This is a genomic window from Enterococcus sp. AZ067 (genome assembly GCF_051715005.1).
Lineage (GTDB): Bacteria > Bacillota > Bacilli > Lactobacillales > Enterococcaceae > Enterococcus_D > Enterococcus_D casseliflavus.
Genome location: NZ_JBIOSY010000001.1, coordinates 1,708,777 through 1,731,011, shown reverse-complemented (window position 1 = coordinate 1,731,011; position 22,235 = coordinate 1,708,777). Strand labels below are relative to the sequence as shown.

The following is a 22,235-nucleotide window of genomic DNA, read 5'->3' as shown; positions in this document are numbered from 1 at the left end:
ATCTCACCTCAACTATTTTTCGTCAAACTCAACATTTTCATAATCATCCGCAGTCATGTCTGATGAAAGGATCGCTTCATCAACTGTTTCTGCAGATTCTGTTGCTTCTGTGCTGCTTTCTTCAGCAGCTTCTGAAGCAGTTGCATCATACTCATCGATATAGTCGCCTTCATCCAGCTTCGCATAAAACTCTTCCATATCTGTTTCTGATTTGATATCGATTTTGAAGCCAGTCAATTTGGCTGCTAGACGAGCATTTTGTCCGCGTTTACCGATCGCCAATGATAATTGGTAATCAGGCACGACAACAGTACATGCCTTCGGATTATCAACGTCGAAAATAACGTCGCTGACTTCTGCTGGATTCAACGCATTGGCGATGAAGATCGCTGGATCTTCATTCCATTCCACGATGTCCATGTTTTCGCCTTTTAGTTCATTGACGATCGCTTGAACCCGTTGACCTTTAGGGCCGACACAAGTGCCGACTGGATCGACGTTGGCATCAAAGGAACGAACAGCGACTTTGGCACGATCCCCTGCTTCACGAGCAATACTTACGATCTCTACAGTACCATCATATACTTCTGGCACTTCTTGTTCAAATAATCGGCGTAGCAAATCTGGATGGCTACGGCTAACGAATACTTGAGGGCCTTTCGAAGTATTTTCAACACGAGAAACGAATACTTTGATCCGATCATGGGGTTGATAAAACTCATTTGGCATTTGGTCTTGTTTTGAAAGCACGGCTTCAATTTTGCCTAAGTTTACATAGATATAACGATTGTCTTGGCGTTCAACGATTCCTTGCAGAATGTCTTTTTCGTACGCACTAAATTCGTTATAAATAATGTTTCTTTCCGCTTCACGGACCCGTTGCAAAATGACTTGTTTTGCCGTTTGCGCCGCAATACGACCAAAGTCTTTAGGCGTTACTTCAAAACGGATTTTGTCGCCGATTTCATAAGCGGGATTGATTGTCATCGCTTCTTTTAATGAAACCTCTAGTTGCGAGTCCATGACTTCTTCTGTCACTTCTTTGACTGCATAGACGTGGATGTTGCCTTTTTTCTGATCAAATTCAACTTCCACATTTTGTGCTTGCCCGTAATGACGTTTGTACGCTGAAACCAATGCCGCTTCCAAGGCATCGATGACAATCTCTTTTGAAATGCCTTTCTCTGCTTCTAATGCATCCAATGCATTCAACATTTCTTTACTCATGATTCTTTCATTCCTCCGTGTTTAAAATTGAATGGCTAAACGAGCTTTGGCAATATTTTTCCGGTCGATCGTTCGTTCTTTTTCTCTGGTTTTGATTCGGGTCTTAATAACTAGCTGATTTTCGTCGAATGACTGTAAAAAGCCTTCGAACTGTTTTTCTCCATCAATCGGTTGATATAAAGAAACATGAATGTACTCGCCGACTGCCCGTTGATAATCTGCTTCTTTCTTCAATGGACGCTCGGCGCCAGGGGAAGAAACTTCCAAGAAATAGGCCTGTGGAATAGGATCAGGTTCGCATTGGTCTAATTGTTCACTAAGTTGTTCACTGACAAAGGCACATTCCTCGATATCGATTCCGCCTTCTTTATCGATGAACACACGAAGAAACCAATTTTTCCCTTCCTTCACGAATTCTACTTCAACTAATTCAAATTTTTGCGCATCCAGAATAGGGGTCACTATATCTGTAACAGTTTCCACTACCGTACTCACAACATCGCCTCCTTTATTTCTCAACGAAACGAACTTCATTCCATTAAAAAGAGTGAGCGAAAAAACCGCTCACTCACTCTAAGTATCATTACATTGTAAATATAACACAATTTTCATAAAGATTCAACTACTGTCGCATGTTCCCTTCGCTTTCAGAAAAAAACAAAGCATTTTCTTAAAGATTTTTAATGCTTGGGTGAATGGCTGTTAGTGAATCACTTGACCAATCCGGCGTAGTAGTTGTGGGAAAATGCTCTCTGGATCAAAGTCCATTGGCGCGTCATGTGGGAAATGAAGCCAGAGCCGACCACCATAAACCACTAGTACCAAAAGTGTCAAGGTCAGCCACAGGTTGTGACTGTGGTAAAGTTTGCTGATTTTCGGATTTTTTTTGAACAAAACGATTCCGAATACGATCGGCACTAACCAAAACAAGGGATGAAAATGCAGCGCACCTTCAAGATCACCCTGAAATAAGTGCAAGTAGGCGCGCGTCATGCCACAACCTGGACAAGGAAACCCCGTTAACCATTTAAACGGACAAATCAATAATCGACCCAATCATCTGAATCAGACGAATCGTTTGATGTAGCAGATGACATCATGGCATTTTGATCAGCTGCTTCCCACATTTGATTCATATCACCTTGTAAAATCGCCATGTTGATGAAATCAAAAGCAAAAAGGCTCAAGACGACAAAAAGGATTTTGTTGTCACTCAGACGAGGCATATTCGCTCGTTGTTGTGCACTCATAAAGATATCCGCAATTCGGTACCACCAATAAATTTGGTACAATCCGCAAGTAAGGATCGTGAGTAAAATCGACGTTTCTGGCGAAAGACGATTATCCCCGCTGTACTCTGCTAGCTCTTTGGTTGTTTGGTACATCCAAAAGAATGTATAAATGCCACAAGTAATAAATGTTAATAAAATGACCGATACAACCGATTTCTTTCTAACTCCGTAATTATAATTCATCACAAACTCCTTTTCTTTTTTTCATTTTTGCCACTTATCAATTATACTACAATATAATCATCATAACAAAACCTATTTATTTATTTTTATGAATTTAGACAAAAAAACACCATCTTAGAGAAGGTGCTTTTTCGCTTCATCCATCATAAAACTATTTTCGACTATAGTTTTTTACTTCTGCAGCCATTGCATCAACAAACAGATTCAATTCTTCGACTTGGGTCTCTTTGCTGCCGTAGCGACGGATATTGACTGTCGCGTCATTGAGTTCTTGATCCCCAACAACGATTTGGTAAGGAATTTTTTGGGTTTGTGATGCGCGGATCTTATACCCCATTTTTTCGTTGCGGTCATCCACTTCTACCCGCAGTCCTTGTGCCTGCAAGCGTTCTTTGATTTCGTAAGCATAGTCACTGTGAGCTTCGACTGAAACTGGAATGATCGATGCTTGGATCGGCGCCAACCAAGTTGGGAATGCGCCTTTATAGACTTCCGTTAGATAAGCCACAAAGCGTTCCATCGTTGAAACGATGCCGCGGTGGATCACCACTGGACGGTGGTTGTTTTCACCATCTTCACCAACATACGTTAGGTCAAACCGTTCAGGCAACAAGAAATCTAATTGGATCGTTGACAAGGTTTCCTCCATGCCTAAAGCTGTTTTCACTTGGACATCTAGTTTTGGTCCATAGAAAGCTGCTTCGCCTTCTGCTTCAAAATAATCCAATTCTAATTCATCCATAGCGGCTTTTAGCATCGTTTGCGCATTTTCCCACATTGCATCGTCATCAAAATATTTGTCTTTGTTTTGTGGATCACGATAACTTAGACGGAAACGATAATCGGTGATATTAAAGTCTTCATAAACACCGATCATTAAATCAAGTGTCCGTTTGAATTCTTCTTTGATTTGATCCGGACGGACGAATGTATGCCCATCGTTTAAAGTCATTTCCCGAACCCGTTGCAATCCAGATAATGCCCCTGATTTTTCATAGCGGTGCATCATGCCTAATTCAGCGATCCGAATAGGTAGCTCACGATACGAATGAATGTCATTTTTATAAACCATCATATGATGCGGACAGTTCATTGGTCGCAATACTAACATTTCCCCATCCCCCATATCCATTGGCGGGAACATGTCTTCATGGTAATGATCCCAGTGCCCTGAGGTTTTGTATAGATCCACGTTTGCCATGATTGGTGTATACACATGTTGGTACCCTAAGCTGATTTCTTTGTCCACGATATACCGTTCGATCGTACGACGGATCGTAGCTCCTTTTGGCAGCCAGAAAGGCAAACCAGCGCCGACTTCAGGTGATAACATGAACAATTCTAATTCTTTTCCTAATTTGCGATGATCGCGTTCTTTTGCTTCTTCCCGTAAACGGATAAATTCCTTCAAGTCTTTTTTATCGAAAAAGGCTGTTCCATATACCCGTTGCATCATCTGGTTGTCAGAGCTTCCACGCCAGTAAGCACCTGCCACTGATAACAATTTGTACACTTGGATACGACCAGTTGATGGGACGTGAGGACCGCGGCAAAGATCGACAAATTCACCTTGCTGATAGGCAGTAATCGTTTCATCATCTGGTAATTCAGTGATCAACTCTACTTTGTATGGATCTTCGGCAAAAAGGGTCAACGCTTCTTCTTTTGTTAACACGCGGCGTTCGATTGGCAGATTTTCTTTGATGATCTTCATCATCTCTGCTTCGATTGCTGGTAGATCTTCTGCAGTTACTGGGTTTTCCCCATTGTCTGTGTCATAGTAAAAACCAGAATCAATTGCAGGTCCTACCCCAAAATGGATCGATGGATAGAGTCTGCGCATGGCTTGAGCCATTAAATGAGCTGTCGAATGACGAAGTAAGCCTAAGGCGTCTTCATGATCGGGTGTCACGATCTCAATCGTTGCATCTTCTTCGATCGGACGTGAAAGATCGATCAGTTGTCCATTGACTTTTCCAGCTAAGGCTTTCTTTGCAAGACTTTTCGAGATACTTTCAGCAATCTCTTTGGTTGTTACCCCAACAGCAAATTCTTTTTTTGCGCCATCAGGAAATGTAATAAATAATGACATATGAATGTCCTCCTTTGATGATTTCAATCAATAAAAAAAGTCCTAGTATCGGTTACGATACTAGGACGATCACTCGTGGTTCCACCTATTCTTCAAAAACAGAAAAAGTCTGCTTTCCTCTTCATGAGATAACGGTTCAACCGCCTCCGTTTCAACAGAGGTCTTAAAAAAGTGGTCATCCTTTGGTTTTCTTCTAGGAAATTTTCAGCCAAGATTTCCCTCTCTTATCGAAGACTCTCAAATTCAGGTGTCTTTTTTATTGATCGATTATGGCTCAATTAAACCACTCTCTTGATAAAAAAGCAAGAGAATTATTTCCAATCGCCATTCACAGCATAGGTTCCTTGCTTCATTTCATTGATGATAACATGGATATGCTCTTTAGGGGCGCCTGTATTTTTATGGACCGCCTCAGTGATTTCTTTCATCATATTCGTCAGTTGCTCTTGCGAACGTCCTTCAACTAGTTCGACATGGATAAATGGCATACGACTTCCTCCTTTGTTTGCTTTTGATTATACACCTTTTTCAAAAAGACAAAAACTATTACCTTGGTTTCCAAAGAAAACCATGACTTTATTCTTCCTGATAAACGACACAAAACTTTTCGCAAACACACAGCATTTGATCGTGAAAAGACAACCCCGCTGAGGCATAAGCTCGTCGAAAAAAAGCTTCATGAACACGGCGCCAATAAGCTAAAGTGCGATCTCCTTCCCCTTCTAAAAAGGCAAAGTCTGCTGTCACCTCATCAAAAGGCACGATCGACACTGACTCTAAGTAAAGAACAGCTTTTGGTACATCCGACCCATTTAAAAGGACACTATAGGTTCCTGATTGCGGCAATGCTTCTTGCTCGATTTCATAGAGCGCAGCGGCAGATGTCGTTGCCGTCTTTTTGCCAGCTAAAACCAGTGCTGCCAGTTCATCGGCCATTTGTGGTGTATCACCAAAGGACCAAGCATCTTCATAGGTCAAAGGAGATTGATTTCTTGGATTTGCTTTTAAAAATCGCTGCCAAAACGCCTGAATCTGACAGTCTTTTATTTTTGATTCTCTGGTTTCATCTGCCAATTTTTTTCACTCCAATACTTCGTATATGTTTGGACATTCTCAGCTTCTTGCCAATCATAGGCCAGCCCTAATTTCTCGCTGATGTTCTTTGCTTGGCCATCAAAACGTTTTTGCATCTTCAAAAGTGACTGACCGCAGGCAGTGATCGTGGAAAAATCAAGCAATGAGGTCAATTCCCGCCACTCCTTTTCCGTTAGAAACGACTGTAGGTATTTATGATTTTTCCCTGTACTCACCTGAAATTGCTGAGCTTGGGCAACGAACAAATCTTCAATCCATAACAATTCTTGCCAACAAATAGTGTATAAATGATCCGCAGCATAAATCAGCTGCTTTCGAAGCAGCCCTTTCACGACATACGTGCTTACCCACCAAAATTCGTTGCAGTGTTCCTTAAAAGCGGCTTGGGTCGGGCGCTTGATCCAGTAATGCGAATGATTTGCTTGATTAGCAAAACTTAGTATTTGGTCTGGATCAAGCAGCGGATGCAAGCCTGGTTCGTTAGCCAGACGATCGACCAGTGCAAGAGGACATAGCATGAGATCGATTCTTACTCCGTCTAAAAAATGCATCAAGTACGTAAAACACCCGCCCAAACTTGACGGATAGATGGTGCTAGCTTCCGGTGTTTGCCTGATCATGATCGGTCCAAAGGCTTCTAACCATGAAGGATCATCGACCAAGGGCTGAATATCATCCATTACGTAAACCACATCAAAGTCTTGCAAAAAATCTTTTGGCGCCTGTGGATCGGTCCGTGAACCAGATAAACCGATGGCACGTGCCCCAACACGTTGCCCCACAGACAGGATCAATTGGTGCAATTCTGCTTCTTCCCTCACCGTCTCCACCTCTTTTTCGTTTCGTTTTTGAACACCTAAGCTCTTTTTATAAATATTAGCATAGTTTCTTTTTTTCCACGACATTCGCAGGGAAAATATGCTATAATTTTATGTCGCAATTTTTTTAAGGAGGATCCTTCGTGAACGAACGTCAAAAAGAACAACAACATGTCAATGAAACCATTGCTCTGATCCACAGAGAACAAGCGATCCTTTCGCAGCAAAAACAAGAGTTAGCCGCTAAAATGGATGATCAATTAAAAGAAATCGCCGATAAGAAAATTCGCGGGGGCGACAGTGAAGCCTTTTATGAATCAGTTATCGAGTACCAGCAGCATGAACAAGAATTGCTGATAAAATACCAAACCGCAGAATCACAAGAAAAACGCGTCAAAACCTTAACAACGATGGCGGGCAATCCGTATTTTGCTCGAATCGATTTCAAAGAAGAACAAGAAACCGAGATCCTCTATTTGGGGATCGCTTCATTGCGAGACAAAGATGAAGAAACGATCGTCATCGACTGGCGCGCACCGATCGCCAATCTTTATTATGAAGGAGAGCTTGGTGAGACCTTCTACGAAACAGACACTGATCGGTTTACGGTAGAATTGCTTTTGAAACGCCAATTTAAAATTCAAAATGGTGAAATCTTGTCGATGGTCGATACTTCGGAGATCATCAATGACGAATTTTTGTTGGAAATATTGGATGAAGCCTCTTCTTCTCAAATGCGTAACATCGTTTCGACGATCCAAAAAGCACAGAATCAAATCATTCGTGATACCACCAATAAATTCTTACTGATCGAAGGAATTGCTGGAAGTGGGAAAACCTCTGCTTTGTTGCAGCGGGTCGCCTTTTTACTTTATCGGAATCGCAAATGGTTGGACGAAAAACAAGTCTTGCTGTTTTCACCCAATCATTTGTTTTCTGACTATATTTCCATGGTCCTGCCTTCTTTAGGTGAAAGTGAAGTGCCCACAAGAACCTTCCACCACTTTATCCAATTGATTCTGACTGGCTATGAAGTGACGAAAGAAACCCAACAAGAAGAAACCTTTTTAAGCGGCGATGATGATGCCATTGAAAAAATCAAAAGTAGTCTTTTCTTGGTGGAAAAAATCAACCGTTATGTCCGTTCGATTGCACCGATCGGTCCCTTGTTCCGTGATCTAAAAATCCAAGGGCAAACCTATTTGACAAAAGAACAGATTCGCCGCTGGTATCAAGAAACCAATAACGAACTGCCGATTTACCAAAGAACCCAACTGCTTCAAACGAAATTATTAAAAAAAATCGGCGGCTTGGAAAAAGATGAAGCCAAAAAAGACTGGGTCAAAGAAGCGACCGAAGAACAATTGCAACAAGTATTTGCCAATGATCCTCATCAAGAATACAGCGAAGAAAACGAACGCCGTTTGCGGAAGAAACTTAGACAGCAGATCGTCCGCAAGAAGTTCCGTTCCTTGACGCGGGGAGTGAAAAACTTTCAGTTTATCAACCAAGCCAAGCAATACTTACACTTTTTACAATCGGTTGAGCCTGCTGCAGTCAAAGAAACTGGCATCGAGGCTGCGGCTTGGCAGCAAAGTATTGCCGATATTCGACAAGGCATGCGCCAAAGACAGATCAAACAAGAAGACGCCGTTTTGTTTTTCTTACTGATCAAACAGCTTTATCCTGTTCACGTCGAAGAAAAAGCTCGGTTTATCTTTATCGATGAAATGCAGGATTTTCCACCAGCACAAGTGGCTCTACTGCGTCAGCTTTATCCAAAGGCTGGCATCACTCTATGCGGCGATTTGAATCAAAAAGTGTATGGCAATGAAACGATCGTCGGGGCATTAGCAGAATTATTCCCCCGCGAAAGTGTGAAACGTTATCAATTGAAAACCAGCTATCGTTCGACTAAGGAAATCACAGATTTCGCCAATCAATTTTTAGTTGGCAGTGATCAAGTGGAATTGACGGCTCGTAAAGGGGCGGTACCAACAATTGTTAAAGGAACTGCAACTGAAAATCTGGCTTTCCTAGAAACCAGTATTCGTGACGCAGCTGAGAATCAGCGTTGGCGCACCGCGATCATTTGTAAAACCGCAAAGGATTGCCAGCAGTTATATGCCCAGCTGGCAGAAACAATGCAGGAACAAGTGCAGCTGATCACCTCTGAAGAAGACTTCATGAAACGCAATGTGATGATCTTCCCGGCCTTTTTAGCAAAAGGGCTAGAGTTTGACCAAGTATTTGTCTGGACACCAGGTGCCACTTTCGTGACTGAACAAGACCAATTGATTTTTTATACAATGGCGACACGGGCGATGCATCAGTTGACCGTCCTCACCCAAGAGGAATTGCCGCTTCTGGCAAAAGCTGATCCTACCACTTATCAGTTCCAAGAAGCATCAACGATCGGATAACAAAAAACATCACTTTCGGCGAGTTCCCAAAGGAAACAAGCCGATCGTGATGTTTTTTTAGCCTTTTAACTCGCCAATAAATAAACGGGTTTCTGGATAGCGCATCCCTACGATGGTTAAAATCATTTGCAGCTCAGAAACGTGTTCAGGATCTTCTGGAACGAATAATTTTGTATGTCGTCCAATACTGCCGTTATCGATCAAGCGATGGGTACGATTCCACTCACTAAATTCTTCAATCGTCGTAAAGCGACTAAGAGGAAAGCCAGCGCCATCCAGAATTTCTGTCAATCGAAAAAGTACATAGGAACTGTCGATGACAAATTCTTTTCTATGAGGCAAAGCACGCGTTCGTTTATAATCAATAATTGCTTTTTCTGGTCGGTGCTCTAAAAGCCAATCCAACAGCAAGAAGAACCCTTCCATTCGATACTCATCGATAAAGAGCCGTTCAGAGTATTCCGACATGCGAAAGACTAATGGAATCAAGAATCGCTCTTTATAAATTAATAAGGGTGCGCGATCAACGACGACATTTAAATAACGATTCAAATAAGAAGAGCCACGATAATCACCTAGACGATACCCTTCTACCCCATACTTTTGATATTTCCGACAAAGAGCCGAGCAGTCAGAAATCGATACAGACACTTCTGCTAGCTTTTCAAAACCACTTAAGATTCGATTAAATGGCTCTAAAACGATTTTTTCTTCCATGTCTGCCCCCCTAACGATTTGTTTGCTTATGTAGTAAATCATAACACATAAAATGTATAGAAACCAACTGAAAAGATGATCAACACAGAAGAATTTTCAGTAAATGAGCAACGCTACCGCTTCATTATTTCTCTTGCATAAGCGACAAAGCCTCTACATAAAAAAACATACTAAAAAAATGGCAGCCAGATTGTCTCTAGGCTGCCAAGTGACACTTATTCTTCCGCATCTGCCACATTGTGATAGACGTTTTGTACGTCTTCAAGATCTTCTAACACATCGATCATTTTTTCGAATTTTTCTAGATCGTCACCCGTCAAGGTTACTTCATTTTGAGGAATCATTTGCATTTCTGCAATTGAGAATTCAGTGATTCCTTTTTCTTTCAAGGCTTCTTGAATGGCATGAAAGTCACTTGGTTCACCGTGAACGATGATTTGTCCATCTTCTTCAACGACATCACGAACATCGATCTCTTTGTCCATCAAGTATTCTAAGATTTCATCCGCATCGTCACCGGCAAAGCCAAAGAGTGCCGTGTTATCAAACATATAAGCAACGGCCCCTGAAACACCCATATTCCCGCCGTTTTTACCAAAAGCGGCCCGAACATCGGCTGCGGTACGGTTGACGTTATTTGTCAACGTATCGACGATCACCATTGATCCATTTGGTCCAAATCCTTCGTATCGAAGTTCTGAGTATTGTTCATCGCCAGAACCTTTGGCTTTTTCAATCGCACGGTCAATAATGTGTTTTGGCACATTGTAGGTTTTCGCACGTTCGATAACAAAGCGTAATTTTTGGTTCGCGTGAGGATCAGGATCACCCGATTTTGCTGCTGCGTAGATTTCGATTCCAAATTTTGCATAAACTCGGCTATTGTTTGCATCTTTAGCAGTTTTTTTCGCTACGATATTTGCCCATTTACGACCCATGATTTCACTTCGCTTTCTTGTTTTTAAAAATCCTTATTCATTATACTTGTCAAATGGCGTTCTGTGAAGTAATTTTCACTTATTTATCAATAAAAAGCGGAATTCTTCGAAAATTTTGTTCTGTGATTTGAGGATTCCCTTGCTGATAGATCTGGTCGATCCGCAATGACAAGCCATAGCGCTGTGCTTCTTGCTTACCAAATTTAGCGATCAGCGGCAGGGTCAGCTCTTTTTTGACCTCTTTTAAATAGTGCTGCCCTTGCTTCGTATACCCTAAGACTCGAATAAAGGAATGTTCTTGAGCTTCCTTCATTTCAGCTTTTGTCACTTGGAACAATACATAACAAGCAAGACGCTGCAGCCGCGTTTGGGTATAACGTTTCGTCTTTAACAACTTGATAAAATCTGTAAAAGAATCCGCCGCCGTCACATATTGTTTTAGTCGATATTCTAATCCTTCTTCCATCTGGTAAATAGCAGCTAATTTTTCGATTGGGGCAGAGATGATCTGGTATTGAAGATACGGCCAAAAGGCTTCCCAGTCGACTGTTGCTTGTGAAAGAAAGGTTTGTGTGGCTTCAGGAACAAAATCCACAACAGCTGCACCTTGTTTGATTGCTTGGCGAATGGCTGTTGCACTGGCGATTGTTGGATGATCGAATTGTTCTGAATGATAAGACGCCGCAACGCGTTGGATGGGGACCAAACGCATTGGTTTTTCATAATGCAGCACTTCCCGTGCATAGGCCATACCCAACAGATGATTGGGCTGGTCTTTTTCTTCATGGTACTCAGGATATAGCTCACTGAGGACCGCACTCATTTTTTGACTATAGGTAGCATTTTGCCTCGCTAAGCGTTGAAATGCGTCATCGATCATTAGTTGATTTTCTTTTTCAAAGTGAGCAAACTTGGCATAGTCGAAGGGGTGTTTCGTATCTGTGCCAAAGCATAACAACTCACATTGCAGATCCTGCAGAATCCTAATCGCTCCCGATGCAAAAAAATCAGCAGAGTGGACGGCCCAAGCGGGGGGCAATTCGACGATCAAGTCTACCCCATGTTGTAGTGCTGCTTGAGCTCGCTGCCATTTATCGATGATTGCTGGTTCGCCACGCTGTAAAAAATTTCCACTCATCACCGCAACGACGACATCAGCATTCGTTACTTGCCGTGCTTTTTCCACATGGTATTGGTGTCCATGGTGAAAAGGATTGTATTCTACGACTAGTCCGCAAGCCTTCATCGACATCCCTCCTGTTTTACATAACGGTTACTTATGGCAGACAAAAAACCAGCGACGGCTTTTTTCATTTGGTTTCGTATCGATAAAATCAGCATAGCATTCAACATTAGCAAAACCAGCATTTTCTAACATTCTTAAATAGCTTTCAAGAGGATAGGTTCTTTCTTGATGAAGCTCATCTAAGCGTTCAAACAACCCATTCTCTTGTGCAACAAAAAAGGTCAAGAAGTGTTCAATGCTATGGTCTTTTTCTCCTTGATAGCTTTCCCAAAGAAAGGCAAATTCATCCGTTTGGTAATGGTAGCTATAATCAGGAAAGACTTCATCAATTTGATATAAGGAATGCACATCAAATAAAAAGACGCCATCTTCTTCTAAACAACTGTAAACACCATCAAACACTTGCTGCACACTCTGCTCGTCTTCCATGTAGCAAAGGGAGTCAGAATAGCAGGTAATTGCTTGATAGGTGCCAACATCTACGAGATCCAGCATGTCACCCGCAACAAATTGCACAGCCGCCTCTTCTTTTTCAGCCCGTTGACTAGCGATTATCAGCATCTCTTCTGAAAGATCTAACCCAGTCACGTCAAAACCAGCCTTGGCAAACTCAACGGCTAACGCACCAGTTCCACAAGCCAATTCTAACAGCTGTTTTCTTTTTCCTAAATGACGACAAGAAAAATCCAGCCACTTTTTATAGAGACTGGAATCCATTACTTCGTCATAGACAAATGCGAAGGTTTCGTAAGCCATTACGCCACGACCCATTCATTAAGATCCACAAGCGGCGCATCAGACCATAATTTTTCTAGGTTGTAAAAAGCACGTTCTGAGGCACTGAATACGTGAACGATCACGTCACCTAAGTCGATCAAGACCCATTTTCCACCATCTTTTCCTTCGACACGGCGAACAGATACTTGATTTTCTTCTTCTTTATCGATGACTTCATCAATGATCGCATTGATTTGACGTTCGCTATTTCCTGAACAGATCACAAAGTAATCTGCTAGCAAAGAGATTTCCCGCACATCTAATGCCATAATATCTTCGGCATGTTTTGAATCGGCGGCTTTTACAGCAATTTCTAATATTTTATGACTATCTATGGTAATTCCCTCCTATATTTGGCTACCCAAAAATTGTAGGTTTCGATCGTTTTTGGGTAGATAACTGCTTCTGTTTCGATCAAATGAAGCAAGGTATGTTTCGTTTCGTAAGCAACAGCGGCATCTAAGTCGATCATTGCGATTTCTCTGGCTTCAACGACTCCAGGAAACGTACGTCCGGGTTCGATATAATCTGCCACATAGATGATTTTATCTAACAGGCTCATCTTGGCAGCTCCGGTGGTGTGCAAACGGATCGCTTGTAAGATTTCTTCGTCATCGATTTCTAATTCTCGTTGAACGAAATCAGCACCGACGAGTCCATGCCAGATAGCATTGTTCCAGTTCAAGAGATCCAAGTCGAATCCGTCTCTACGAATGACTAATTGAAATTCTTCATCGCTGCGTTCCTTCGCATAATCATGCGTCAAGGCAGCGATACTGGCTTTGACCGGTGAAGCACCATATTTTTCCGCAAGGGCAACGGCCGTTTTTTCGACACCTAACACATGCTCAAAGCGCTTTTGACTCATCTGCATTTGGACCTTTTGCATCAAAAGTTCCCGTTCTGCTTGTGTGTAGTGTTCACTCTTCATCCAAGTACAACCCCTTTTCTTGAATATAGTGTAACACATTATCTGGCAATAAGTAGCGAACCGAACAACCTTGTTGCACTTTTTTACGAATTGTTGTTGAGCTGACATCCATTAGCGGGATATCGATCCAAATAATCGGGTATGGGCTATCGATCGGCACTTCTGGACGGCGAACCCCCACAAAAGTCACCAATTCCATCAGCTCATCGATTTGATGCCATTTTGGTAAATAGTTCACCATATCCCCGCCAATGATAAAATAATAATTGGTATCTGGATTCTTAGCTGTCAATTCCCGCATCGTATCAACCGTATAACTCTTACCTTTTCGTTCCAACTCAATGGTCTCTACAGCAAATCGCGGATTATCGGCGATCGCCAACTCCAACATCGCTAAGCGATGCTCCGCTGGGATCGTCTTTTTCTCATCAACATGAGGCGGTAAATACTCAGGCATGAAATAAACTTTATCCAGCCCTAATGCTTGCCCTACTTGCTCACCCATGACCAGATGTGCGTAGTGTACTGGATTAAAATTCCCACCAAGAATGCCCACTTGCTTTTTCGGTACCAGTTCTTGTGTTTGTGTCTCTAAAACCGTTTGTACCTTTCCAAATGTTTGTCCTTGCATGCCTTCTCCCTCCTAAATTGAACGAACTTTGCTTGAAATCGTTTGGTATTTTTCTTTGCTTGACGGTTTGAATAAAACGATCACTCGTCCGATGATCTGTACCACTTCACAGCCGACTTTCTCACGGATCGTTTCAGCTGCTTCGTCAGCAACCTCATCGGTATTTTGGAGCAATGAGACTTTGATCAATTCTCGTTTTTCTAGCGCTTCTTCAATTTGCGCCATCATCGCGTCATTCAAGCCGCCTTTGCCGATTTGAAAAATCGGGTTTAAATGGTGCGCTTCACTTCGTAAAAATCTTTTTTGTTTTCCTCGTAAGTCCATATTCTTCCTTCTTCCTTATACTAATGCTTTACGTCTAAGCACATCGACACCCTTTGGCGCCCACCCAGCGATGACACACGGTTTGGTGATCGTGATCCAGCCAAGTCCAGCAAAAACGATATCGGTTTTTTCTTTGATTGAAAATTCGAAACGGACGAGTTCAGGAAAATCCGCCACTTCATCTGCTCGCGGCGGCTGCAGCAGCCCACCAACATGTTTCTCATAAAACTCATCGGCTTTCGTTAATTTGGTCCGATGGATCGCCACATCATTTGCTACATAAGCAATAAATGAACTGCGTTCTCCTTGAATGAAATCAAATCGGGCAAGTCCTCCTAAGAACAAAGTTTGTTCTGGATTCAACTGATACACCTTTGGTTTGATCTCTTTGGCTGGTGCCACGATTTTTAGATCTTTTTTACCTAAATAATGCGCCATTTGATGACGATGAATGATTCCTGGTGTGTCGATCAAGAAGTGTCCGTCATCCAATGGAATCTCGATTTTATCCAATGTGGTGCCTGGGAAACGCGAAGTCGTGATCAATTCGTTGATCCCCGCTGTTTGTTTGATGATTTGATTGATCAATGTTGATTTTCCAACATTCGTCACACCCACCACATAGACATCGCGTCCTTCACGATACGTTTCGATCGCTTGCAGTAAAGCTTCCGTTTCACCTGGCTTCTTGGCACTCGTCAATAATACATCCACTGGTCTTAAACCAGCTTCATGAGCACGTTCCTTCATCCATTGGGTCATCTTCGATTTTTTCAAAGATTTTGGCAAAATATCCACCTTGTTGCCCACTAATAAAACAGGATTATTACCGACGAAGCGGTGCAGTCCTGGGATCAATGAACCATTAAAATCGAAAATATCAACGACATTAACGATCAAGGCTTCTTTTTCCCCGATTTCATTCAGTAGACGCAGAAAATCATCGTCGGTAAGGGAAACATCTTGGATCTCATTGTAATGGCGCAAACGGAAGCAGCGTTGACAATAGACTTCTCCTGATTGAAGTCCTTTTTCTAATGCGGATTGCGGGGTGTAGCCCAATTCATTGGGGTTCGTTGTCTGAATCACTGCCCCGCAGCCGATACAGTGAATTTCTTCGATTCCTTCTGTCATATTAAATTCCTCCACGCCATTTTAACTCTGTGTTGTGCTTCAATAAATAGTTCATGATTTTTCTTTCTGCGGCTCGATTAAATTGGGTTTTCCAAGAATCCGTTGGGATCACTGGTTTCACTAAAATACTGCGAACACCGGCACGATTGGCACCTCGTACATCCGTCATGATTTGATCGCCGATCATCACGACCTCTTCTTTTTTCAAGCCTAATTGTTGATAGCCTTGTTTGATCCCTCTTGAAAAGGGTTTTAATGCGCGGTGTACGTACTTTAAACCAAAGGGCGCAACTGCCCGTGCCACTCGTTCACTATTGTTGTTGGAAACGACAACTACCGGTATCCCAGCATTTTTCATTTCCAGTAGCCAGTTTTTTAGTTCTTCGGTTCCGTCAGGATTGTTCCAAGCAATCAAGGTATTATCAAGATCGGTCAAAATCCCTTTGATCCCCTGTGCCTTTAGTTGGCTAGGGGTGATTTTATAAATCGCATCGACCATCCAAGTCGGTTTATAATTTGAAAACATAAAATCTCCTTTGCTGCATGATTTCTTCACGTATTAAAAATCGGCGACTAGTCATCGATCCAAATTGTCGATCCTTAAAAAGAAACAGTCCGATCTGCCTACAATCACGCAGATGGTTTCTATCAAGATCAGACCTCTTCAACCTGTAATTATACAATAGAATCTTTTTGAATACTAGCAAGTGCGCCAGTTTCTGCAGGTTTCTTGTAAAAGAACTGAAAAAGGAACCTGCCAAGACAACCGTTTGTCCTATCACTTCTTTAAAGTAGTCTTTTTTCCGTCAAAAAAGCATCCTTTTACTGAAAGGATGCTTAGGAAAGGTCCAAATTTATCACTAACAACTGCGAACTTCTCGCAGTTTACAATACTTTACTCAAAAAATCAATGGTTCGTGGATTTTTCGGATGATCAAAGATCTGTTCTGGCGTTCCTTCCTCCATAATGATTCCCTGATCCATAAATAAAATCCGATCCGCGACTTCTTTCGCAAAGCCCATTTCATGAGTGACGATGACCATCGTCATTCCTTGCTGAGCCAAACGCTGCATGACGGACAATACTTCGCCAACCATTTCTGGGTCTAACGCTGAAGTCGGTTCATCAAAGAGCATCACGTCTGGTTCCATCGCCAAGGCACGTGCGATAGCGATTCGTTGCATTTGTCCACCAGAAAGACTTTGAGGATAGGCTTTTGCTTTGTCTGGTAAGCCAACATCATTTAGTAGTTGTTTTGCCAACTGATCAGCCGCCGATTTTGCTACCTTCTTGACTTTCGTCGGGGACAAAGTAATGTTTTCTAAAACCGTCATATTCGGAAAAAGATTAAAATTTTGAAATACCATACCCATTTTTTCACGCATCTTATACAAATCATTCTTTGGATCGGTAATATCGGTTCCTTCAAAAAAGATTTTTCCGCTTGTCGGTACTTCTAATAGGTTCAAACAGCGTAAAAACGTGCTTTTTCCTGACCCAGATGGCCCAATCACCACTACGACTTCTCCTTGATCGATCGTCGTTGTGATCCCTTTTAGCACTTGATTGCTGCCAAAGGTTTTGTGTAAATCTTGAATATCTAACATCATAGCTTGTCTTCTCCTTTTAACGACGATAGCCTTTGCCTAGTTTCTTTTCCCATAAACTCAATAGTCGCGAAGTCGTAAACGTCAAGATGAAGTAAATGACCGCCGCCACATAGAAAGGCGTTAATGGTTGGAAAGAACTGGTGACAACGATCTGCGCACTGTTCATCAGCTCGTAGATGCCGATCGTTGAAAGCAAAGAGGAATCCTTAATCAAAACGATAAATTCATTGCCTAGTGGCGGCAAAATGTTGCGTAGTGCTTGTGGCAATACGACATAACGCATCGTTTGAAAAGGCCGCAACCCTAAAGAACCAGCCGCTTCTGTTTGACCGTAATCAACGGCATTGATTCCCCCTCGGACGATCTCAGCAACATATGCCCCAGAATTAAGCGAGAGCGCAATGATCCCAGGAAATAGCCGCCCAAAATCAAGACTCAACACGCCGATCGAGACCGTCGGCAAGGCAAACATTCCTTGCAAAAGACCAAAAGCGATCAATATCTGCACCAGCATCGGTGTGCCGCGGATGACTTCAATATACGCATTAGCAAACCAGCGCAAAGGCGTCACTTTTGATAATTTCATTAGGGCAAAAATCACCCCTAGAATCGTTCCAAAGATCACGGTGATGATAGAGATCACGATGGTGATCACCACACCAGAAAGAAAATAAGGGTAATATATCGCTAAAAAGGATAAATCCATAATTGTGTCTACTCCGTTCTATCTATTGCGCCGCATTTTCGTTGGCTAGATCTGTGTTCTTTTGTACATACTCATCGATTGTACCATCTTCAATCAATTCTTTCAAAATACTGTTTAGTTCTTCTTGTAATTCGGTACTCCCTTTAGGTAAAGCAATTGCATAAGAATCGCCTTCAGATGCTTCTAATGCTACATCAGTGATCACGAGGTCATCATTTTGTGCAACATACGATTCAGCAACCGCACTTTCAAGGACCAAACCGTCGATCGAGCCTTGTTTCAATTCATTGACTAGATTCGGAACTTTGGCGATGGAAACCAATTGCGAATCAGCTAATTGATCTTGAACGATCATTTCTTGGATCGAGCCTTTTTGAGCGCCTACTTTTTTGCCAGACAAGCTTTCGATTGAATCAAATGTCGATTCATTGTTTTTATTAACAACTAATTTTTGTTCTGGTGTAAAATAGTTATCGGTGAAATCAAAAGTCTGTTTACGTTCGTCAGTTGCTGAGATGCCTGAAACAGCGATATCGGCTTTCCCTTGTTGCAAAGCAGTCAAAACAGCATTGAAATCAAGGTCCAAAATATTCACTTCGACACCAAGACGATCAGCGATCTCATTGACCATATCGATATCTGCGCCCACGATCGTATCTTTGCCATCGATCAAGGCATGAAATTCAAACGGGGCAAAGTCAGCAGAAGTTGCCACATTTAACACACCAGCTGCTTTGATGGCTTCCAATTGATTATCCGCCGAACCGCTGGCACTAGAACTTCCAGTACTCGATGAGCCGCCATTCCCACAAGCTCCTAAAACCAAAATCCCCGTCAATACAACAAGTGCTCCAAATAATTTTTTCATTAAAAACGCTCCTCTTCAAAACAAATATTTATGCAATATAATCTTCTTATATTCAGAATATATACATAATAGCACAGAATAATTAAATTTTAAACTAAAAACTTCGCCATTTGTACGATTTATTCAATAACACTTTTAATAAAAAAATACTAGGATACCCATCCTCTAATCAGAGTGGATATCCTAGTTTTTAAAATCGGCGAAAACGTTGATACCTTGCCTCAAGCAATTCATCTGTTTGCAAGGTAGAAAGTTCGGCAAGTTTCTTTGAAATTGCCGCTTTCATCTGTTCCATCAATTGCTCTTTCGGTAAAAAGGCCTCTTCATGGGTTTCTGCAATCACTTTTTCAATAACACCGAGTTCATATAATTCTTGAGCTGTGATCTTCATCAAGCCAGCAGCTTCTTTGGCACGGCTGCCATCTTTCCATAGGATCGAAGCAAAGCCTTCGGGAGATAAAATGGCATAGATCGAATGTTCCATCATCCAAACCTCATCGCCTAATGCCAGTGCTAAGGCACCGCCGCTGCCGCCTTCACCAATGATGATTGCCAAGATCGGCACCGTTAAATCGGACATTTCCATCAAGTTACGGGCAATCGCTTCGCCTTCTCCGCGCTCTTCCGCGCCAATACCGCAAAACGCCCCTGCTGTATTGATCAATGTGACCACAGGTCGCTGAAATTTTTCTGCTTGCTTCATTAAGCGTAACGCTTTGCGATAGCCTTCAGGATGTGGCGAGCCAAAGTTTCTGCGTAAATTTTCAGGCAGATTACGGCCTTTTTGAATACCGATCACGGTCACTGGCTTGCCATCTAAACAAGCAATGCCGCCAACAACGGCTTCATCTTCGCCAAACAGACGGTCTCCATGAAACTCTTCAAACTCAGAAAAAATGCCGTCAAAGTAATCCAGTGCCGTCAAACGGTCTTTGCTGCGAGCGAGTTCAACGATTTCGTGGGCTGCTCTAGTCATTGCGATCCCATCCTTTCCGCGTATGCAAAGAAATCAAATGGTGGATTTTCTCCCGCAAGTTCGTCCGTGGAACGATTTGATCGACAAAGCCATGATCTAACAGAAACTCTGCCTTTTGAAAGTCTTCAGGTAGTTCCTGACGAATGGTTTGTTCAATCACACGTCGTCCAGCAAAACCGATCAAGGCTTGCGGTTCTGCCAGGATGATATCCCCCTCCATCGCAAAACTAGCGGTGACGCCACCGGTTGTCGGGTCCGTTAAAACCGTTAGATAAAACAAGCCAGCTTTACTGTGGCGTTTTACCGCCGCAGAGATTTTTGCCATTTGCATCAGTGACAAAATTCCTTCTTGCATCCGTGCACCACCTGAAGCGGTAAAAAGAACAACGGGTAGCTGTTTTTCGATCGCACGTTCAAACAAACGGGTGATCTTCTCCCCCACGACCGTTCCCATACTGCCCATGATGAAATTCGCATCCATGATTCCGATCGCTAACGGCAATCCTTGAACTTTTGCTTCTCCTGTGAGGACAGCCTCATGCAACCCAGTTTTTTCTTGCATTTGTGCGACTTTATCCAAATATCCAGGAAAATCAAGAGGATCTTTTGTGGTTACATCTGTGTCCCATTCTTCAAAACTTTTCTCATCAATCGTGATAGCGATCCGTTCCCAGGCACTGATTCGGAAATTATACCCGCAGTGAGGACAGACTTTCTCTGCCCCCATCTCCTTCGTATAAAGCGTTCGTTTGCAACTAGGACATTTCGCCCAAAGATTATCTGGTACGACTGGTTCGTTCGTTGGCAGCTGACCTCGATTAGGATTGATGCGAATGTAGTTTTTCTTCTTAAATAAAGCCACTCATCTTCCCTCCTATTGTTCAGGTGTCCAATTTGGCAAAAATTCCTCTTGTAAAAAGGCGGTTGTATAGTCTCCCGCAATCACTTTCGGGTGACTGATCAAGTCCATTTGGAATTCTGCATTCGTAATGACACCATCGGTCACTAATTCGGCTAACGCCCGCTGCATCTTCATCAACGCTTCGAAACGGTTCTCGCCGTGAACGATCACTTTAGCGATCATAGAATCATAATAAGGTGGGATCGTGTAGCCAGAATACATGGCACTGTCTACACGAACGCCTAGACCGCCGCTTGGTAAAAACAAATTGTTGATCTTGCCTGGTGACGGTGCAAAATTGAAGGCTGGATTTTCTGCATTGATCCGACATTCGATCGCCGCTCCCGTCATCTTGATGTCTGCTTGCGTCAAGCCTAGCGGTTCACCACTAGCGACTTCAAGTTGTTTTTTGACTAGATCAATGTTTGTCACCATTTCGGTGATCGGGTGTTCCACTTGAATTCGAGTGTTCATTTCCATGAAATAAAACTCCCCAGTGTCCGCCATTAAAAACTCGATCGTGCCAGCATTACGATACCCTACCGCTTGTGCGGCACGCACCGCTGCTTCTCCTAGTTCTGCTCGCTTGCTTTCAGAAATCACCACAGAAGGGGATTCTTCCAACACTTTTTGGTTGTTGCGTTGTAGCGAGCAATCGCGTTCACCAAGGTGGATAATATTACCAAAAGAATCACCTAACACTTGCACTTCTATGTGTCGAGCAGGATAAATGATTTTTTCAATGTACATTTCATCGTTGCCAAATGCCGCTTTCGCTTCTTGCTGCGCCGAAGCAAAATGATGAGGCAATGCTTCTTTATCGGCGACTTTCCGTATCCCTTTACCGCCACCGCCGGCCGCAGCTTTGAGCATGACTGGGTAACCAATCTCTTCAGCGATCGTTAAAGCTTCTTCCACATCAGAAATCGCGCCTTTGCTTCCGGGAATGACCGGTACTTCTGCTTCGATCATCAAGCGTCTTGCATTGATTTTGTTTCCCATTGCATCGATAGTCTCACTCTTTGGCCCAATAAAGACGATATTGCATTCCTCGCACATCGCAGCAAAGCGGCTATTCTCTGAAAGGAAGCCAAATCCAGGATGGATCGCCTCAGCCTTTGTGACGATCGCAGCGCTTAGGATCTGCTGTACATTCAAATAAGAGTCGGCTGCTTTGGCAGGTCCGATACAAATCGCTTCATCGGCAAGCTCTGTGTGCAACGCTTCTTTATCTGCTTCTGAATAAACGGCGACCGTTTGAATACCTAATTCGCGACAAGCGCGAATGATACGTACGGCGATTTCGCCACGGTTTGCGATCAATACTTTAGAAAACATGTCTCAC

25 protein-coding genes are annotated in these 22,235 nt (G+C 42.7%); 1 reads left to right on the top strand and 24 read right to left on the bottom strand.

Annotated elements, in window-relative coordinates:
- Positions 1-12: 12 nt before the first annotated feature.
- From nusA to IGI82_RS08155, 8 genes are all read right to left on the bottom strand, one after another.
- A complete protein-coding gene (gene nusA / locus IGI82_RS08190; protein ID WP_060792086.1) occupies positions 13-1,227 on the bottom strand; it encodes a transcription termination factor NusA in 1,215 nt (404 codons plus the stop codon).
- A 21-nt stretch (positions 1,228-1,248) separates the two neighbouring features.
- Positions 1,249-1,722, bottom strand: coding sequence for a ribosome maturation factor RimP (rimP, locus tag IGI82_RS08185; RefSeq protein WP_005225920.1), 474 nt, complete (start codon positions 1,720-1,722; stop codon positions 1,249-1,251).
- Positions 1,723-1,929: 207 nt separating this feature from the next.
- Positions 1,930-2,271 carry a DUF2752 domain-containing protein gene (locus IGI82_RS08180; protein WP_225582180.1) on the bottom strand — a complete coding sequence of 114 codons (342 nt, stop codon included), beginning with the start codon at positions 2,269-2,271 and terminating at the stop codon, positions 1,930-1,932.
- Complete coding sequence (locus tag IGI82_RS08175; RefSeq protein ID WP_034857985.1) at positions 2,268-2,702, bottom strand: DUF4234 domain-containing protein; 435 nt, start codon at positions 2,700-2,702, stop codon at positions 2,268-2,270. Before IGI82_RS08175 ends, IGI82_RS08180 begins: the two co-directional genes overlap by 4 nt.
- A gap of 151 nt (positions 2,703-2,853) precedes the next feature.
- Positions 2,854-4,794 (bottom strand): threonine--tRNA ligase, encoded by a 1,941-nt coding sequence (gene thrS, locus IGI82_RS08170; RefSeq protein WP_438842025.1) that lies wholly within the window; start codon positions 4,792-4,794, stop codon positions 2,854-2,856.
- A 311-nt stretch (positions 4,795-5,105) separates the two neighbouring features.
- A complete protein-coding gene (locus IGI82_RS08165) occupies positions 5,106-5,282 on the bottom strand; it encodes a 2-hydroxymuconate tautomerase (RefSeq protein WP_005225916.1) in 177 nt (58 codons plus the stop codon).
- An 88-nt stretch (positions 5,283-5,370) separates the two neighbouring features.
- Positions 5,371-5,868: an ASCH domain-containing protein gene (locus tag IGI82_RS08160; RefSeq protein WP_081116852.1), complete on the bottom strand. Its 498-nt coding sequence runs from the start codon at positions 5,866-5,868 to the stop codon at positions 5,371-5,373.
- Positions 5,838-6,710 carry an aminoglycoside 6-adenylyltransferase gene (locus tag IGI82_RS08155; protein ID WP_438842024.1) on the bottom strand — a complete coding sequence of 291 codons (873 nt, stop codon included), beginning with the start codon at positions 6,708-6,710 and terminating at the stop codon, positions 5,838-5,840. Before IGI82_RS08155 ends, IGI82_RS08160 begins: the two co-directional genes overlap by 31 nt.
- A gap of 140 nt (positions 6,711-6,850) precedes the next feature.
- Here IGI82_RS08155 and helD point away from each other — a divergent pair, with 140 nt between their 5' ends.
- On the top strand, positions 6,851-9,130 hold the full coding sequence (gene helD, locus IGI82_RS08150) for an RNA polymerase recycling motor HelD (protein ID WP_438842023.1): 2,280 nt from the start codon (positions 6,851-6,853) through the stop codon (positions 9,128-9,130).
- A gap of 57 nt (positions 9,131-9,187) precedes the next feature.
- Here helD and IGI82_RS08145 read toward each other — a convergent pair whose 3' ends face one another.
- The 16 genes from IGI82_RS08145 to IGI82_RS08070 form a co-directional block, all read right to left on the bottom strand.
- Positions 9,188-9,847 (bottom strand): hypothetical protein, encoded by a 660-nt coding sequence (locus IGI82_RS08145; RefSeq protein WP_005225912.1) that lies wholly within the window; start codon positions 9,845-9,847, stop codon positions 9,188-9,190.
- A 215-nt stretch (positions 9,848-10,062) separates the two neighbouring features.
- Positions 10,063-10,785 (bottom strand): YebC/PmpR family DNA-binding transcriptional regulator, encoded by a 723-nt coding sequence (locus IGI82_RS08140; RefSeq protein WP_005225911.1) that lies wholly within the window; start codon positions 10,783-10,785, stop codon positions 10,063-10,065.
- 79 nt (positions 10,786-10,864) lie between these two features.
- Positions 10,865-12,031, bottom strand: coding sequence for a nucleotidyltransferase (locus tag IGI82_RS08135; RefSeq protein WP_087627388.1), 1,167 nt, complete (start codon positions 12,029-12,031; stop codon positions 10,865-10,867).
- A 27-nt stretch (positions 12,032-12,058) separates the two neighbouring features.
- Positions 12,059-12,787 carry a class I SAM-dependent DNA methyltransferase gene (locus tag IGI82_RS08130; RefSeq protein WP_087627387.1) on the bottom strand — a complete coding sequence of 243 codons (729 nt, stop codon included), beginning with the start codon at positions 12,785-12,787 and terminating at the stop codon, positions 12,059-12,061.
- Positions 12,787-13,128 carry a ribosome silencing factor gene (rsfS, locus tag IGI82_RS08125; protein ID WP_034695537.1) on the bottom strand — a complete coding sequence of 114 codons (342 nt, stop codon included), beginning with the start codon at positions 13,126-13,128 and terminating at the stop codon, positions 12,787-12,789. The genes IGI82_RS08130 and rsfS overlap by 1 nt, the downstream gene beginning before the upstream one ends.
- 11 nt (positions 13,129-13,139) lie before the next feature.
- Complete coding sequence (gene yqeK, locus IGI82_RS08120) at positions 13,140-13,739, bottom strand: bis(5'-nucleosyl)-tetraphosphatase (symmetrical) YqeK (RefSeq protein WP_005225907.1); 600 nt, start codon at positions 13,737-13,739, stop codon at positions 13,140-13,142.
- Positions 13,729-14,370, bottom strand: coding sequence for a nicotinate-nucleotide adenylyltransferase (locus tag IGI82_RS08115; RefSeq protein WP_005225906.1), 642 nt, complete (start codon positions 14,368-14,370; stop codon positions 13,729-13,731). Before IGI82_RS08115 ends, yqeK begins: the two co-directional genes overlap by 11 nt.
- Before the next feature lie 12 nt (positions 14,371-14,382).
- Positions 14,383-14,694 carry a ribosome assembly RNA-binding protein YhbY gene (yhbY, locus tag IGI82_RS08110; RefSeq protein WP_005225905.1) on the bottom strand — a complete coding sequence of 104 codons (312 nt, stop codon included), beginning with the start codon at positions 14,692-14,694 and terminating at the stop codon, positions 14,383-14,385.
- 15 nt (positions 14,695-14,709) lie between these two features.
- The gene (gene yqeH / locus IGI82_RS08105; protein WP_438842022.1) at positions 14,710-15,828 is read right to left on the bottom strand and encodes a ribosome biogenesis GTPase YqeH; all 1,119 of its coding nucleotides are present in this window, start codon (positions 15,826-15,828) and stop codon (positions 14,710-14,712) included.
- Between the two features lies 1 nt (position 15,829).
- Positions 15,830-16,354 (bottom strand): YqeG family HAD IIIA-type phosphatase, encoded by a 525-nt coding sequence (locus IGI82_RS08100; RefSeq protein ID WP_375820073.1) that lies wholly within the window; start codon positions 16,352-16,354, stop codon positions 15,830-15,832.
- Between the two features lie 359 nt (positions 16,355-16,713).
- Complete coding sequence (locus IGI82_RS08095; RefSeq protein ID WP_005225901.1) at positions 16,714-17,439, bottom strand: amino acid ABC transporter ATP-binding protein; 726 nt, start codon at positions 17,437-17,439, stop codon at positions 16,714-16,716.
- A gap of 16 nt (positions 17,440-17,455) precedes the next feature.
- Positions 17,456-18,145, bottom strand: coding sequence for an amino acid ABC transporter permease (locus tag IGI82_RS08090; RefSeq protein ID WP_005225900.1), 690 nt, complete (start codon positions 18,143-18,145; stop codon positions 17,456-17,458).
- Between the two features lie 22 nt (positions 18,146-18,167).
- Positions 18,168-19,013, bottom strand: a complete 846-nt coding sequence (locus IGI82_RS08085; protein ID WP_015509574.1) for a transporter substrate-binding domain-containing protein — start codon at positions 19,011-19,013, stop codon at positions 18,168-18,170.
- Between the two features lie 190 nt (positions 19,014-19,203).
- Positions 19,204-19,989 carry an acetyl-CoA carboxylase carboxyl transferase subunit alpha gene (locus IGI82_RS08080; RefSeq protein ID WP_015509573.1) on the bottom strand — a complete coding sequence of 262 codons (786 nt, stop codon included), beginning with the start codon at positions 19,987-19,989 and terminating at the stop codon, positions 19,204-19,206.
- Positions 19,982-20,851 (bottom strand): acetyl-CoA carboxylase, carboxyltransferase subunit beta, encoded by an 870-nt coding sequence (gene accD, locus IGI82_RS08075; RefSeq protein ID WP_005225897.1) that lies wholly within the window; start codon positions 20,849-20,851, stop codon positions 19,982-19,984. Before accD ends, IGI82_RS08080 begins: the two co-directional genes overlap by 8 nt.
- Positions 20,852-20,863: 12 nt before the next feature.
- A complete protein-coding gene (locus tag IGI82_RS08070) occupies positions 20,864-22,228 on the bottom strand; it encodes an acetyl-CoA carboxylase biotin carboxylase subunit (RefSeq protein WP_005225896.1) in 1,365 nt (454 codons plus the stop codon).
- Positions 22,229-22,235 lie beyond the last annotated feature (7 nt).